General features: G+C 73.8%; 11 protein-coding genes. 5 read left to right on the top strand and 6 right to left on the bottom strand.

All coding sequences use genetic code 11. The features are described 5' to 3' along the window. The first annotated feature begins 6 nt into the window (after window positions 1-6). Entirely contained in the window at window positions 7-468 is a 462-nt protein-coding gene (locus tag ACFV04_RS13105; protein WP_380528897.1) for a MerR family transcriptional regulator, read from the top strand. 200 nt (window positions 469-668) lie between these two features. Here the strand turns inward: ACFV04_RS13105 and ACFV04_RS13100 are convergent, their stop codons facing one another. Further along, entirely contained in the window at window positions 669-1,952 is a 1,284-nt protein-coding gene (locus ACFV04_RS13100) for an amidohydrolase family protein (RefSeq protein ID WP_380528895.1), read from the bottom strand. 255 nt (window positions 1,953-2,207) lie between these two features. On the opposite strand from ACFV04_RS13100, the gene ACFV04_RS13095 reads away from it, so the two are divergent. Continuing rightward, window positions 2,208-3,275, top strand: a complete 1,068-nt coding sequence (locus ACFV04_RS13095) for an alpha/beta fold hydrolase (protein ID WP_380528893.1) — start codon at window positions 2,208-2,210, stop codon at window positions 3,273-3,275. Here ACFV04_RS13095 and ACFV04_RS13090 read toward each other — a convergent pair. Genes ACFV04_RS13090 through ACFV04_RS13070 form a run of 5 tightly spaced genes read right to left on the bottom strand, consistent with a single transcriptional unit; the run spans window position 3,265 to window position 9,798 of the window. Next, window positions 3,265-4,566 carry an NAD(P)/FAD-dependent oxidoreductase gene (locus tag ACFV04_RS13090; protein WP_380528891.1) on the bottom strand — a complete coding sequence of 434 codons (1,302 nt, stop codon included), beginning with the start codon at window positions 4,564-4,566 and terminating at the stop codon, window positions 3,265-3,267. The genes ACFV04_RS13095 and ACFV04_RS13090 overlap by 11 nt on opposite strands. Further along, window positions 4,563-5,336 (bottom strand): ABC transporter ATP-binding protein, encoded by a 774-nt coding sequence (locus ACFV04_RS13085; RefSeq protein ID WP_380528889.1) that lies wholly within the window; start codon window positions 5,334-5,336, stop codon window positions 4,563-4,565. The genes ACFV04_RS13090 and ACFV04_RS13085 overlap by 4 nt, the downstream gene beginning before the upstream one ends. Continuing rightward, the gene (locus tag ACFV04_RS13080) at window positions 5,333-7,216 is read right to left on the bottom strand and encodes a dipeptide/oligopeptide/nickel ABC transporter permease/ATP-binding protein (RefSeq protein WP_380528887.1); all 1,884 of its coding nucleotides are present in this window, start codon (window positions 7,214-7,216) and stop codon (window positions 5,333-5,335) included. The genes ACFV04_RS13085 and ACFV04_RS13080 overlap by 4 nt, the downstream gene beginning before the upstream one ends. Before the next feature lie 2 nt (window positions 7,217-7,218). Further along, window positions 7,219-8,187, bottom strand: a complete 969-nt coding sequence (locus ACFV04_RS13075; protein WP_380528885.1) for an ABC transporter permease — start codon at window positions 8,185-8,187, stop codon at window positions 7,219-7,221. Between the two features lie 30 nt (window positions 8,188-8,217). Beyond that, entirely contained in the window at window positions 8,218-9,798 is a 1,581-nt protein-coding gene (locus tag ACFV04_RS13070; protein WP_380528883.1) for an ABC transporter substrate-binding protein, read from the bottom strand. 218 nt (window positions 9,799-10,016) lie between these two features. Here ACFV04_RS13070 and ACFV04_RS13065 point away from each other — a divergent pair, with 218 nt between their 5' ends. The 3 genes from ACFV04_RS13065 (at window position 10,017) to ACFV04_RS13055 (ending at window position 14,913) form a co-directional block, all read left to right on the top strand. Next, window positions 10,017-11,723: a DUF885 domain-containing protein gene (locus tag ACFV04_RS13065; protein WP_380528881.1), complete on the top strand. Its 1,707-nt coding sequence runs from the start codon at window positions 10,017-10,019 to the stop codon at window positions 11,721-11,723. 314 nt (window positions 11,724-12,037) lie between these two features. Beyond that, complete coding sequence (locus ACFV04_RS13060) at window positions 12,038-12,403, top strand: DUF5132 domain-containing protein (protein ID WP_380528879.1); 366 nt, start codon at window positions 12,038-12,040, stop codon at window positions 12,401-12,403. Between the two features lie 251 nt (window positions 12,404-12,654). After that, window positions 12,655-14,913, top strand: a complete 2,259-nt coding sequence (locus ACFV04_RS13055) for an ATP-binding cassette domain-containing protein (RefSeq protein WP_380528878.1) — start codon at window positions 12,655-12,657, stop codon at window positions 14,911-14,913. The last annotated feature ends 51 nt before the right edge of the window (window positions 14,914-14,964 follow it).

Genomic DNA, 14,964 nt, shown 5'->3' with positions numbered 1-14,964 from the left:
GATCCGATGGAGCAGCTGTACTCGATCAGCGAGGTCGCCCGCGCCTTCGGGGTCTCGGTGCCGACCCTGCGCTACTACGAGGAATGCGGACTGATCCAGTCCACCGCCCGGCGCGGCCGGGTGCGCCAGTACGACCGCGCCGCTCTGGAACGGCTCGCCTATGCCCAGCTGTGGCACGACGACGGCATGATGCCCCTCGCCGACACCGCCGCCATCATGACCAGCGCACGCGCGCGCGAGCGTCACGCCCTCATCACCGCCCAGCACGACGCCGTGCAGGAGCGGATCGACCGGCTCACCCGCGCCGCCACCGCGATGCGGCACATGCTGCAGTGCCCGGCCGACCATCCGCTCAGCTGTCCCGTGACCGGCGCCTACATCCGCTCCCGTGTCGACGCCGCCCTCGTCGGCGAGGAACCCCCCGAACCGGCCTTCCCCGACTCACCCGCACAGAACTCGGACACCTGACGCCCACCCCGTACCCGAGACGCCGAACACTCCGACCCCCGATGTCCGCGACGACCCGGAGCACCGCTGAACCGTCGGCTTCCTCGAACCCGGAGCCCGAGTCGGTGTCCGTGCGGTGCCGCTGTGGATCCAGCCGATGGGACTCCGGTGTGGCGGACCGTGCCACCGGGCCGCCGCGGGGAGGCGGAAGCCCGTTCTGCTCAGCCGAGTTCGTTCTTGTGGACGACGCCGTTCTTGACGATCAGTCGGAGGTTGCGTTCGGGGTCGGCGAGGACGGAGAGGTCGGTGGTCGGGTCGCCGTCGACGACCAGGAGGTCGGCCCATGCTCCCGGCGCGATGACGCCGAGCGGCGCGGCGCGGTAGGGGTCGCGGCGGCCGGACAGGCGGAAGAGTTCGGCGTTGCCGGAGGTGGCCGTCCGCAGGGCTTCGGCCGGGCTGAGGTGGGTGGCGAGCCGGACGAGCATCTCGTTCTGCCGGTGGGCCTTCCCGGGGTCGAGGACCAGGTCGGTGCCGAAGGCCAGCCGTACACCGTGTTTCACCGCCCAGCCGATGGTGCGGGCGACGCCTTCGCACACCTCGCGGTTCTTGCGGTCGCTGTCCACGGAGGCGTAGTGGTGGTCGTCGACCGCGAACGGCTGGGTGCTCAGCCACACGCCCTGCTCCGCGAGGTAGCGGATGGTGTCCTCGTCGACGAGGTGCCCGTGCTCGATGCAGCGCACTCCGGCCTGCACCGCGCGGCGGACCCCTTCGGAGGTGTAGACGTGCACGGTCACGTAGGTGCCCCAGTCGGAGGCCGCGGCGACGGCGGCCTCCAGTTCGGCCGTGGTGAACTGGAGGACGTCCAGCGGGTCGAACTCGGAGATGACGCCGCCGCCGGCCATCAGCTTGATCTGGGTGGCGCCCTTCTTGAGCTGTTCGCGTACTGCGGCGAGCACCCGTTCCGGACCGTCGGCCACCCGGGTGAACCCGATCTGTTCGCTCCGGGCCGGTGGCCCGCCCAGGGCGGTGGGGGCGTCGTGGACCGTCCCGAAGTCGCCGTGGCCGGCGGTCTGGGAGACGGCCGCCTGGCTCGGGTAGATCCGTGGGCCGGGGAACAGCCCGAGGTCCAGCACGCGCCGGAGCGGTTCGGTGTCGCCGGCCATGTCCCGCACGGTGGTGAAGCCGCGCATCAGCATGTCGCGGGCCGCGGCCAGCGCCCGGTAGTAGACGGTGCCGGTCGGTGCGAGCTGGAGTTCCGCCATGGTGCCGCCGATCGCGAACAGGTGGACGTGCGCGTCGGTGAGGCCGGGGAGGAGGGTGCGGCCTCCGCCGTCGAGCACCGCCGTGCCGCCGGGGAGGCCGCGTGGGAGGTCGCCGCCCGGCACCACCTCCGCGATCCTGTCCCCTTCCACTCGGACGTGCCCCGGCACCGGCTCCGTGCCGGTCCCGTCGAAGACGCGCACGTTCGTCACCAGCAGTCCGGTACCCACGACGTCAGCTCCCATGTCGCCATCTTCGGCCGGTCACGGAGCCGGGACCAGGGGACCGGTCGGGCCGGTCGGTCCGGCGGTGCCCGGCCGTCAGCCGACCGGCCCAGCCCCGGGTGCGTCCGGGCACCCGGGGCTGGTGGGCTGTGGGGGACTTCTTCCGGGTGACGGGGAGAGCGGCCGCGTGAGGGGGCGAGCGCGCGGGAAAGAGACGGGCAGGGGGCAGTCGGCGGACGCTGCTGTCGCGGAGGACCGATGCGACGGAACGGGCAGGTGGCGAACTCCTTTCTCGCGCTGCTGAGCCGGGACTGGCTGGGGGTGCCGGTCGCGCTGGTGGTGGTGGGAGTGGGCGGTGGCCTCGTCGGGGTGGGGGCGGCATGGGCGGTGGCGCTCGGTGGCCTGGCGTTGGCCGGCGGTGTGCTGCTGGCGGTGGGAGCCGTGCGACACGTGGTGCTGGTGGCCCGGGAGGCGCGGGAGAACCCGCCGCCGGGGCGGCTGGTCGACGTGGGCGGGCACCGGATGCACGTCCTCGCCGAGGGGGAGGCCGGGGCCGGGCCGACGGTGGTCTGGATGCCCGGCGGGCACACCCCAGGCGAGGACTTCCGGGAACTGCACACGATGCTGTCGGCCCGGGCCCGGTCGGTGCTGGTCGACCGCCTCGGGACGGGCTGGAGCGACGTCGGGCCCTTCCCGCGGACGACGGCGGCCGAGGCGGAGGAGCTGCCGGCCGCGCTGGCGGCGGCGGGCGAGCGGGCTCCGTTCGTGTTCGTCGGTCATTCCTTCGGCGGGTTACTGGTCGCGAACGTGGCCAGGCGTCGGCCGGAGCTGGTGGCCGGGCTCGTGCTGCTGGATCCGACGCCGCTGGAGGTCATCGCCTTCGCGCCGGCCGGCGGGCAGCTCGCGGCGATGCGCCGCGGGATGCTGCTGGCTGCGGTGCGGCAGCTGTTCGGTGCGCACCGGGGCCCCGGCCGCGGGCGGACCGGGCAGCTGTGCGCCGCTGCGTCGGCCTTCGGGGAGCTCACGCCGGCCGGCTTGGCGCGGGTGGGCTGGGAGACCGTGGTGTACGACGGGGATCTCGGAGACCTGCCGCTGGTGCTGGTGATACCGCGGGACCTCATCGGCGGTGAGGCGGTGCTGGCCGGCGCCCGGGACGCGGTCGAGGCCGAGCGGATCAGCCGCTTCTACCTCCGCAGCAGGGTCCGGTACCTGGCGGCGTCGACGGCGTCGCGACTGGTGCACACGCCGGAGGGGACGGGCCACGACTTCCCGCACGAGGCGCCTGAGTTCGTCGTCGGCGTGGTCGGGGACCTGGTGCGGGAGCTGCGGGTGATCAGCCCATGACCGTCCGCGCGGAGTCCGCTCGGACCGCGCGTCGCCGGGAGAAGGAGCCCAGGTCCACGGTGTTGCCGGTGTGCTCGCAGCGGTAGCGGACCGGGTCGCCGTCATGGTCGTGGCCGGCTTCGACCAGGTCGATCAGGGCCGCGAGGAAGCGGCCCACCAGTGGGGCGTTCTTGAACTGGTTGCCGCTGGTGCCCATGGCGACGTAGTAGCCGCCGAGGGCGGTGCGGTCGTAGATCGGGGTCCAGTCGTCGGCGGCGTCGTACACCCCCGCGACCCCGAGCGGCCGGTTGGGGACGCCGATCTCCGGGAAGCGGCGTGCGGCCCGGGTGACCTGGGCCCGGAACCGCTGGGCGGTGGGGCGGGGGTCGGCCTCGTCCGGATCGTCGATCCACTCGTGCGGGTCGCAGTCCGGCTCGGTCCCGCCGACCAGGAGGCGCCCGTCGGGGGCGGGGCGCAGGTAGGTGCCGAGGTCGAGGTCGGCGACCACGGGACCGGGGCCGGCGGCGTGGCCGCCCACGGCGACCTGGTGGACCTCCTCGCGCAGTGGACGCACGCCGATCGTGAAGTCGCCGCCGACCCCCGCCAGTCGGTTGAGGCCGCCCGACCACGGGCCGGCGGCGTTGACCACGACCGGCGCGGCGATCCGCTCGCCGTCGGCCAGGCGGATGCCCGCCACCCGGTCCGCGTACCGGTCGACGGCCACCACGGTGCGGTGGAACAGGAAGCGCGTGCCGAGTTCGCCCGCCGCGTCCGCGAGGTTCTGCGCGGCGAGCTGCGGGTCGTCGACGTACCCGGCGTCCGGGGTGAACAGGGCGCCGAGCTCGCCGGACGGGCCGGCGAAGAAGGCGTCGTCGTCCACCGGCTTCGGCGGCCAGTACCGGCCGGGGTCGATCCCGGGCAGGTGACGGCGCAGCGCGGAGGCGTCCCAGCGTTCGTACGGGACGCCGGCGCGGTCGAACAGGGCGGCGACGTCGGAGGGCGCGGCGAGGGGGGAGTCGAGCAGTACGGCGCCGGTGCGGTGGAAGGCGGCGAGCGGGCTGCGGCCGGGGAGCCGCAGGTGGTCGGTCCAGGACGTCCAGAGGTGCCGGGCCTCCCAGGCCGTGGCGACGCCGTCGAAGGTGGAGTAGTTGAACCGGACGATCGCACTGGAAGCGCTGGTGGAGCCGTGTCCGGCCGCGCCCGCCTTGTCCACGACGACCACCTGCCGCCCGGTGCGGGCGAGTTCGAGGGCGACGGCCGAACCGATCACCCCGGCTCCGACCACGACGGCGTCCGGTTGGCGGGTGGTCATCGGACCCTCCTCAGGCTGGGTACGGAGTCGAGCAGCGTCCGGGTGTAGGGGTGTTGCGGGGTGCACAGGATGGCGTCGGTGGGGGCGGTCTCGACGATCCGGCCGTGCCGCATCACCGCCACCGCGTCGGAGACGTGGCAGACCGCGGGCAGGTTGTGGCCGATGAACAGCATCGACAGGCCGAGCCGCCGCTGGAGGTCGCGGATCGTGTTGAGGACGGCCGCCTGCACCGAGACGTCGAGGGCCGAGGTGATCTCGTCGGCGATCAGCAGGCGCGGTCCGACGGCCAGGGCGCGGGCGACGGCGACCCGCTGGCGCTGGCCGCCGGACAACCGGCGGGGCAGGCGGTCCGCGAACCGGGGGTCCAGGCCGACGAGTTCGAGCAGGGCGGTGACGCGCTCGATGCGGGCCGGCCGGTCGAGCCGGTGGAAGACGGTGGCCGCCTCGACCAGGGTCTGACGGACCGTCATCCTCGGGTCCAGTGCGGTGTCCGGGTCCTGGAGGACGACCTGGACCAGCCGGCCGAGCCGTCGCCGGTCGCGTACGGTGCGGACACGGACCTCCCGGCCGTCGAGCAGGACCCGGCCCCCGTGCACCGGGGTGAGACCGACGACGGCCCGGGCCAGGCTGGACTTTCCCGAGCCGGACTCGCCGACCAGCCCGAGGGTGCTGCCGGACGGTACGTCCAGGCAGACGCCGTCCACGGCGGTGACCGGGCCGCGCGGGCCGTGGTGGCGGACGGTGAGGTCGCGGAGCTGAAGGGTGGTCACGGCTTCACCGCCTCGACCGTCACCGGCACCGGGTTCCAGCAGGCGAGCCGGTGCGCCGCGTCGAGGTCGTCCAGTGGCGGGGCCTGCTCGGCGCAGCGGCTCCGGCGGCTCGGGCAGCGGGGTTCGAACGGGCAGCCCGGGGAGGGCGCGAGCGGGTCGGGCGGGGCGCCCTCCACGGTCGGCAGCGGCCGGTCGCGGTCCGCGCCGAGGTCCGGCACCGAGGCGACCAACGCGCGGGTGTAGGGGTGCCGGGCGCCGGTGGCGAGGCGGTCGGCGGGTAGCGCCTCGACGATCGTGCCCGCGTACATCACCAGGACCCGTTCGCAGAACTCGCTCACGAGCGCGATGTCGTGGCTGATGAACAGGACCGCGGCGGAGGTGGCCTGCCGGATCTCGGACAGCAGCCGGGTGATCTGCCGCTGCACGGTGACGTCGAGCGCGGTGGTCGGCTCGTCGGCGATGATCAGGCCCGGCCGGACCATCAGTGCGGCCGCGATCATCACGCGCTGGCGCTGGCCGCCGGAGAGCTGGTGGGGGCGCGAGTGCAGCAGTGCCGGAGGGAGCGCGACCCGGTGCAGGGCGTCCGCGGCTTCCGCGAGGGCCTGAGTGCGGCTCGCGCCGCGATGCGCCCGGACGGACTCAGTGAGCTGGGTGGCGACCCGCAGGGACGGGTTGAGCGCCGAGGCCGGGTTCTGGAAGATCATGGCGAGGCCCGTCGCGAGGTGGTGGTCGCGCTCCCCGGGGGTCATGGCGGCAAGGTCGGCGCCGAGCACGCGGAGGGTGCGTCGGGACACCCGGGCATCGTCCGGGAGCAGGTCGGCGATGGCGAGCGCGGTGAGTGACTTGCCCGAGCCCGACTCGCCTACGAGCCCGACGATCTCGCCCGGCCGGAGCGACAGGCTCACACCGCGCACCGGCCGGATCACCCCGTCCGGCGTGGGGAGTTCGACGTGGAGGTCCTCGACCTGGAGCACCGGGCCGTCCCCGGCCGGCCCTCCCCCAGCCTTCGGCCGGGGGGACCCCCATGGGGCAGACGGTGGCGCGGGCGTACGGCGGGTTGGGCTCCGCCGGGCGACGCCTGCGGCGAGGACCTCGCCGAGCAGTTGGAAGGTCAGGGCCGCGTACAGGATGGCCAGGCCCGGGGCGAGTGCGGGCAGGGGCTCGACGTAGATGCGGTCGAGCCCCTGGTTGAGCAGCTGCCCCCAGTCGTAGTCGGGCGGCTGGACGCCGAGGCCGAGGAAGCTCAGCCCGGAGAGCGCGACGAGGGCGGTGCCCGCCGCCGTGGTGGTGCTCAGCAGCAGTGGCTCGGCGATGTTGGGCAGGACGTGCCGCCACAGCAGCCGGTGTCGGCGCAGGCCGAGGACCCGGGCGGCGGCCAGGTGGTCGGTGCCCGCCACGCCGGCGGCGAGGGTCTGGGCGAGCCGGGCGAATCCGGGGATGCCCGCGACGGCGAGGGCGAGTACCGCCCCGTCGGCGCCCGCGCCGAACACGACCGCGAGGAACATCGCGACCAGGAGCGCCGGGAAGGCGAGAAGGAGGTTGATCAGCCCGGCGAGCAGCCGACGGGCACGGGGGCCGACCACGGCGGTGGACGCCCCGAGGAGGATGCCCCCGGCGGCGCCGAGCAGGACCGCCGTCAGCGCGAGCAGCAGGGAGGGCCGGGTGGCCGTCAGGACCCTGGCCAGCAGGTCCCGGCCGAGGTTGTCGGTGCCGAACGGGTGCGCCACCGAGGGGCCCTGGAGCACCGCGGAGGGGTCCGGGAGGTCCGCCGACTCGCCCCGGACGAGCGGGCCGACCAGCGCGAGCACGACCAGCGAGGCCAGCATGGCCGCCGTGATCCGGGCCATGAGTGAGCGTCGGCGTCCGAGGGTCAGGGGCATGGTCACATCTCCCGGATCGTCGAACGGGGGTCGAGCACGGCCAGCAGCACGTCGACCAGGAGGCCGGCGAGCAGCACGGTGGTACCCAGCACCAGCACCATCGCCTGGACGACCGGGTAGTCCTGCGCGACGACGGACTGTGCCATCGCCGAACCGATGCCGGGCCAGGCGAACACCTTCTCCACCAGCACGGTGCCGGCGATCAGGGCGGGCAGCAGGCTCCCGGCGACGGTGAGTGCGGCGGTCGCGGTGTTCGGCGCGGCGTGCCGCAGGTAACGGCGGGCGGGGGACAGCCGTTTGCTCCGGGCGGTGCGCATGTAGTCCTCGTTCAGCACCTTCAGCGTCTCCACCCGGACGATGCGCACCAGGACGACGGTGGGCGCGAGGGAGAGCGCGAGGACCGGCAGGACGAAGGACTCGACGCCCGCCGCGCCCGCCACCGGGAGCAGTTGCAGGCCGACGGCCAGCAGCGCGGTGAGCCCGGCGGCCAGCACGAAGTCCGGTACCCCGGCCAGGGCGGCGGTGACCGCGGTGAACGCCAGCTCGGTGCGCGGATGCCGTCCGTCGCGGGTATGGACGGCAGCCAGCAGACCGCAGGGCAGGGCGACGGCGAGGGTGACCAGGAAGGCCAGGCCGGCGATCTCCAGGGTGGCCGGCAGCCGGGTGCGGACCAGCTCGGCGACCGGTGTCCCGGTGACCAGGGAGGTGCCGAGGTCGCCGTGCAGGAGGCCACCGAGGTAGTGCCGGTACTGGGACAGGAAGGGCGCGTCGAGGCCGAGGCCGTGCCTGCGGGCGGCCACCAGGCCGGGGGCGGCGTCGACACCGAGCGCGGCGCGGACCGGGTCCCCGGGGATGAGGCGGATCATCGCGAACGACGCGGTGAGCACGACCCCGAGGGAGAGCAGCAGCCGGGCGGTGCGGCGGCCGAGGAACGCCGTCCACGGGTGCCGCAGCAGCTGGGGTACGGACACGGTGGGCCCTCTGATCACGGGTGGAGGCGGTCACTGGTGGAGGCGGATGCTGGTGGGGACGATCTGGCCGCCGAAGGTCGTGGAGAACGTGGTGCGGTAGCCGTACACGCTGCTCCGCCCGTCGGCGATCGGCAGGCCGTCGGCCGAGCGGAGGAGCGCGGCGGAGGCCCGGTTCCAGGTGGCGCAGCCGGTCGTGTCGGTCTCCTGGAGCGCCTGGGCGACCAGCGCGTCGTACTCGGGGTCGGTCACGCCCGCGAAGTTGAGGCCCTGGGCGGGGGCGGGGCCGGAGAAGAACGGGATGAAGCCGACCGGCAGGGCGAAGCCCGGCGAGGTGCCGACCACCACGTCGAACTCACCGCTCCGGTACATGGCGTTGACGAGTGCGGGCAGGCTCTCGGTGACGAGGTCGACCTGTGCGCCGAGCGCCGTCCATTCCCGGGACATCAGCTCGGCGACGGACGGCAGGGTCGGTCCGAGGTCGGGGCTGGTGATCAGGCGGAGGCGGAGCGGTCGGCCGTCCTTGGTGAGCGGGCCGTGGCCGGTGCGGGTCCAGCCGGCGGCCCGCAGCGCCCCGGCGGCGTCCTGTGCGGGCAGGTCGGCGGCGAGGTCGGCGTGGCAGACGGCGCCCTCGGCGCCGAAGTCGGTGGCGGGCCGGCCGGTGCCGCCGACGGCGACGTTGGCGAGCCCCTGGCGGTCGAGTCCGGAGACCAGGGCGCGGCGCAGCGCCGGGTCGGCGAGGGCCCGGCCGGGGCGCTGGTTGAAGAAGGTCAGCCCGACCACGGTCGCCACGTCGGTGGTGGCCAGGCCGTGGCCGGTGAGACGGGCGCGGTCCGGCCCGTTCACGTTCGCGATGTCGACACCGCCGGTGAGCAGCAGGTTGGCCGCGGTGGAGGCCTGGGGCACCACCGAGAGGACGATGCGGGCCGGAAGGCCGGGCTCTGCGGTGGTCGCACCGTCCGGGCCCCAGGCGTACCCCTCGCGGACGGTGAACTCGTACGGTCCGCCGGGGGTGTAGCGGGTCAGCAGGTAGGGGCCGGTGCCCCGGGTGGTGCGGTCCAGCGCCTCGGGCCGGTCGAGTCCGGCGGGGCAGACGATCGGCAGCAGTCCGAGGGTGCGGGTGAGGAACGGGAAGGGAGCGGTGGTGGTCGCCGACACCGTGCCGGTCCGGTCGTCGGCGCCGACGGTGAACGGGACGTTCGGGAGGACGGTCCGGGCGCCGGGGAGCTGGTTGGCCGGGTCGGCCGCGTAGGTGAGCGCCCGGGCCACCGCCGAGGCGGTGAGGGGAGTGCCGTCGGAGCAGGTGACGCCCGGGCGGAGGGTGAAGGTGGCGGTGGTGGTCGTGGCCTGCCAGGACGAGGCGAGGCCGGTGACCACGGTGCCGTCGGTGGTGATGTCGACCAGCGAGTCGTAGGCGTAGCGGGCCTGCGCGGCGCCGAAGGCGGTGTACGGGTTGAAGCTCGGGGTCTCGGCGGCCGCCGCGATCCGGACGGTCCCGCGGTCCACGAGCGGTGTGGTCGTCGAGGACGGTGCGGCTCCGCCGCAGCCGCTCAGCGCGACGGCCGCAGCGGTCATGGCGCCGGTCAGGGCGACCGGCAGGGGGCGACGGGGCATGCCGTCATGGTGCCACCGGGAATTGGCGGTGGCGATTCAACTCGCCTGCGGGGAAGCAGTGTTCGAATCAGGGGAGTCGCCGCCGGCCAGGGTGGGAGCGGTCGGCGACGGCGCGTGACGGTGGGGGCGGAGTTCCTGATTCACTCGTTCGAGGGGTGTCGCCGCCCGTGTGTCGCCGACCGGGTGACCTGACGGTCCGGCACGGCCAGGATGTCGGCATGAGGACGAACGAACCGGGTCGTGAGGTCGGTCACCTGGCGGACCGCTACTGGGAGTTCCTGCTGGAGCGGGATCCTTTGCTGCGAGTCCGCCAGGGGCTCCCGGTCGAGACGCTGCCGGGGGTGTCGCTCGCCGAGGCCGAGGAACGGGCGCGGCTCGCGGCGGGCGTGCTGGAGCGGGTCCGGGGGCTCGACGGTGCGGAGCTGTCCGGTGCCGACGCCGACACCGCGGCCGTCCTCGCGGCACTGGCGGAGCAGGAGCTGCGCTCCCGCCGGTGGTACTGGCTGACGCCCGCCGTCACGCCGTACCGGCTGTTCCCGCTGTCGCTGTACGTCGACGCGGTCCTGGGCCCGTTCCGGTTCGCCGAACGGGCCGACACCGGGCGCTACCTGGCGCTGGTGCGCGAACTGGCGGGTGTGGTCGGCTCGATCGGCGACAAGGTGGTCGGACAGGCCGCGCGCGGTTTCCGGGTGCCCGCACCCGCCCTGGCCGGAGTGCGGGCCACGGTCGAGGGCCTGCGGTCCTCCGCGGCGCGCAGGGTGACGGTGGCGGACGACCGGCTCGGCGGCCTGGGGCCGGCCGAGCGCGGACGCCTCCGGGACGGCGTACGGCGGCTGGTGGAGACGGAGTTGACGCCGGCCTTCGACCGGCTGCTCGGCCTCGTCGACGACCCGGCCGATCCGGGCACGGCGCCGCAGGAGGTCGGCTGGGCGCGCTACGAGGGCGGCGAGGAGGCGTACCGGGACTTCGTCCGGACCGGCACCGGGGGCGACACCCCGCCCGAGCGGCTGCACGAGCTCGGCCGCGGCCAGTGCCGCGAACTCGCCGAGCGGATGCGGGAGGTGCGCGCGACCCTGGGCTTCCACGGCTCCGAGGCCGAGTTCCACGAGCGGCTCAGGTCCGAGCCCCGGCTGTACGCCCGGACGCCCGAGGAGGTCGAGGCCCGGTTCCGCGGCCACCTCGACCGGCTGGCCCCACTGCTGCCGAGATGGTTCGCCACCGTGCCGGCCGCCCCGTACGGGTTGGCCCGGTTGGACCCGGCGCTGGAGTCGGGGATGACCTTCGGGTACTACGAGCTGCCGACCGCGGCGAGTCCGGTCGGGCGTTACCGCTACAACGGGTCGGGTCTGGACGGCAGATCGCTGATCGGCTCGGCCTCCCTGATCTATCACGAGCTGGCGCCGGGGCACCACTTCCACCTCGCCCGTCAGGCGGAGGACCGCTCACTGCCGCGACTGCGGCGTGAGGCCGCCGAGTTCGGTGCGTTCGGCGAGGGCTGGGCCGAGTACGCGGCGGGGCTCGGCTGGGAGATGGGGCTCTACGACGACCCGTGGGACGCGTACGGGCGCCTCGCGCAGGAGCGGTTCACCGCGCAGCGGCTCGTGGTGGACACCGGGCTCAACCTCGGGACGATGAGCTTCGCGCAGGCCCGGGACTTCATGCGGGCCAACTCCACCGAGGCGGACGGCCAGATCGCCTCCGACCTGTTGCGGTACTCGACGGACCTGCCGGGGCAGGCGCTGTCCTACCGCGCGGGCTACCTGGAGTTCGGCGGGCTGCGGGCGCGGGCCGAGGCGGACCTGGGTGCCGGGTTCGACGTGCGGGCCTTCCACGAGGCGGTGCTGGGAGGCGGGGCGCTGCCGTTCCCCGCCCTGCGCCGACGGGTGGCGAGAGAACTCGGAACGCGGCACGACGGCGATCTCTAGAAGTCGGTTCATATGAATAGCGCTTCGCTTGATGTGTGCCCTCCGGCCAATTCGTTGCGGCCCGAACGTCGGATGGCACTCGCACGAGTGAAACCGGCGAGGACTGTTTGGTCTCGATGGACAGGACTGGACTACGGTGATCGGGGAACGGGCGGTGCACCCCTCTCGACGAGGAATTCGACCCGGCTGGAAATCCGGCACGGGAATCGAGAATTCCGGAAACGGGTGCCTCCGTCCGTCCCGCTGTGCGCGCTCCGGAGTCCGCAGTACCCGGAGTCCCCTGTCATACGTCTGCGTAGAGAGGTTGGAGCATCATGCCGCCCGTAGTTCCGCCGTTCCTGATCGGTCTCATCGTCGCGCCGCTGGCGAAGCGTCTCCTCAAGCCGCTGGTGCGGGGTGTCGTCAAGACGTCCGTCGGTGTTGTCATGGAGGTGAAGAAGGCGGCCCACGAGGCCGGGGAGAACATCCACGACCTCGCGGCCGAGGTGGCCGCCGACATGGTGGCGGCGCAGATCGCCTCCGGTGACGGTCACCGGCCCACCGAGACCACGGGCCCCTACGGCGAGAAGACCACACCCTCCAACCACGAGAAGGAAGAGGTCGCCGACCGGGTCGAGGGCGAGCCCAGGACGCCGAAGATCCGCGCGACCGCCGGCGCAGGCGCCGGCAAGACGTCATGACCCCCTGATACGCGGCCCGGCCCGCCGCCCGGGCGAGTCCTCCGACCGGTCTCGGATGACGAGCCCTCGCGGCGGCCGGCCGTGGGCCTTTCGGCCGAATCCCCGCCCTCCTCCGGACTTTCCACTCCGTCGCAGTAACTCCGCCGTGCGCACGATTCCGCCGTGCCCGTCGACGGATTACCCGCGACCTCCGCAAACAGGTGATCGTACACATGCCATCTCTGCTGGGTGCCGCAGCCAGATTCGGCCCCGTGGATTCGGACGCGAGCCCGCGCTCGGTCATTCCGGGCCGCCAGCGCTGGGACGTCAAGCTGATTATCGGGCGGCCCAGGACGGCCGAAGTCCTCGCCGCGGCCCTGCGCCGCGTCCCCGGGATCACCGCCGCCCAGGCCAACCCCGTCACCGGCGGCGTCCTCGTCCGACATGACGTACGGGTACCCGCCGCGGACATCGGCCGGATCGTGCGCAGGGCGGTCGCCCTGGTCGCGGAAGGACCGGCCAGGACACGACCCCCGGCACCCGCCCGCCCGGCCGGCGAACCGGCCGGACGTCCGGACCGCGGCCTCGTCGTGCGCCCCGTCCTCGCCGTCGGCGGCGGTGTGGCGGCCGGCATCGCACTGATCCGCGGGTCGGCGCTGAGCAGGCAGCTGGTGGCACTCGGCGGGGTCGCGGCCGCGACCGCGGCCGTCGTCCGGAAGTCCTGGCGCAGAACGGTCGGGACGACCCGGGACCTGTCCGGGGCCGAAGCCGCACGCCACCCCCTGCTGGAGATCGTCGGACCGCACCGGAAGCGGCTCTACCGCGCCTCCGCGCTCTCGGTCGCCTGCCAGGTCTCGGAGATGGCGCTGGGCACCTTCCTCGGCTGGACGGGACTGGTGCTCATCAAGGGCGAGGCAGCGCCGCTGGTCCGCCTCGGCCTGACCACCGCATCCGCCCAGCTCTGGGGACTGGCCGGGCTGGTGGCGGCCGCCTGCGCCGCCGTAGCGGGCCTGTCGTACGCGTCGAACCTCCAGTGGCGCGGGCTCGGCCAGGACATCGAGCACGACTGGCGCAGCCGGACGTACGCCCACGTGCAGCACCTCGAACTGCGGCACCTGGAGGGCGAGCGGACCAGCCGGGTCGCCGGTGCGCTCACCGAGGACGTCAGCCAGCTGGGCACGTTCTTCGCCACCTCGGCCAACGACGTGCTGCACCTGGGCACCAGCCTGGCCATCCTGGTACCGGTGTTCCTGCTGATGGCGCCGCAGATCGCCTGGATCGCCTTCCTGCCCATCCCCGTCATCGCTTGGCTGTCGCTCCACTACCAGGACAAGGTCGCGGGCGACTACGCCGTCTCCGGCGAGAACCGGGCCAGGCTGCACAGCCAGCTGGTCAACACGCTGGAGGCCGGTGCCACCGTCAAGAGCTTCTGCACCGAGGACTACGAGGCCGAACGCATCGACCGGTTGAGCGAGGAAGTCCAGGCGAGCAACCAGCAGACCGCCCGGAGCACGATCCGCCACGCCGAGACCGTCCGGGCCTGCACGACCGCCTCCATGGCCGGCACCCTGCTGGTCGGCGGCCGCGCGGTGCTCAACGGCACCCTGCGCTTCGAGGTGTTCAGCCCGTTGATCGGGCTGCCGCAGATGGTGCTGTTCCGGATGAACCGGCTCGGCGGCATCGTCGACCAGTACCAGCGCACCCTCGCCGCCCACGACCGGGTCCAGCGGCTGCGGGCCCTGCCCGTCGAGGCCGAGGGCACCGGCGGACCGCTCGACGTCGAGAAGGTCCAGGGCGAGATCGTCCTCGACGGGGTGACCTTCGCCTACCCGGGTCGGCCGCCGGCGCTCGACGACCTCTCGCTGACCATCCCCGCCGGGCGGACCACTGCCCTCGTCGGCGCCACCGGCTCCGGCAAGACGACGGTCGCCAAGCTGCTGATGCGCTTCCAGGACGCGGAATCCGGCAGCGTGCTCCTCGACGGGCGGGACATGCGCGACCTGCCCCGGCACGACCTGCGCCACGCGATCGGGTTCGTCGCCCAGGACCCGTTCCTCTTCGACGGCAGCATCGCCGACAACATCCGCTACGGCCGCTTCGGAGCCTCGGACGAGGCCGTGGTCGAAGCGGCCACGATGGCCGAGGCGCACACCTTCATCTCGACGCTGCCGGACGGCTACGACACCCTGATCGGCGAACGCGGCGCCGCGCTCTCCGGCGGCCAGCGGCAACGGATCGCCCTGGCACGGGCGATCCTCAAGGACGCACCGGTCGTGATCCTGGACGAGGCCACCTCCGCCGTGGACAACGAGACCGAGGCCGCCATCCAACGCACGCTCCGCGGCTTCGCGGCCGACCGGACGATGGTCATCATCGCCCACCGGCTCTCCACCGTCCGCCACGCCGACCGGATCTACGTCCTGGACAAGGGCGGCATCGTCGCCGAACAGGGCACCCACGACGAACTCGTCGCCCGGCACGGACTCTACGCATCCCTCTGGCAGCTCCAGGCCGGCGAACTCGCCGCCTGACCGCAGCACCCGCGCCCACCCGCCGACCTCGTGACGCCACCGCGGTCGGCG

It is taken from the genome of Kitasatospora sp. NPDC059599, assembly GCF_042735125.1.
Lineage (GTDB): Bacteria > Actinomycetota > Actinomycetes > Streptomycetales > Streptomycetaceae > Kitasatospora.
Note: the sequence above shows the minus strand (reverse complement) of the source record. Positions and strands in the feature narration are given on the sequence as shown.

Coding starts and splice junctions, on each gene's coding strand:
- ACFV04_RS13105 (WP_380528897.1), top strand. CDS start 7: ATGGAGCAGCTGTACTCGATCAGCGAGGTCGCCCGCGCCTTCGGGGTC.
- ACFV04_RS13100 (WP_380528895.1), bottom strand. CDS start 1,952: ATGGGAGCTGACGTCGTGGGTACCGGACTGCTGGTGACGAACGTGCGC.
- ACFV04_RS13090 (WP_380528891.1), bottom strand. CDS start 4,566: ATGACCACCCGCCAACCGGACGCCGTCGTGGTCGGAGCCGGGGTGATC.
- ACFV04_RS13080 (WP_380528887.1), bottom strand. CDS start 7,216: ATGCCCCTGACCCTCGGACGCCGACGCTCACTCATGGCCCGGATCACG.
- ACFV04_RS13070 (WP_380528883.1), bottom strand. CDS start 9,798: ATGCCCCGTCGCCCCCTGCCGGTCGCCCTGACCGGCGCCATGACCGCT.
- ACFV04_RS13065 (WP_380528881.1), top strand. CDS start 10,017: ATGAGGACGAACGAACCGGGTCGTGAGGTCGGTCACCTGGCGGACCGC.
- ACFV04_RS13060 (WP_380528879.1), top strand. CDS start 12,038: ATGCCGCCCGTAGTTCCGCCGTTCCTGATCGGTCTCATCGTCGCGCCG.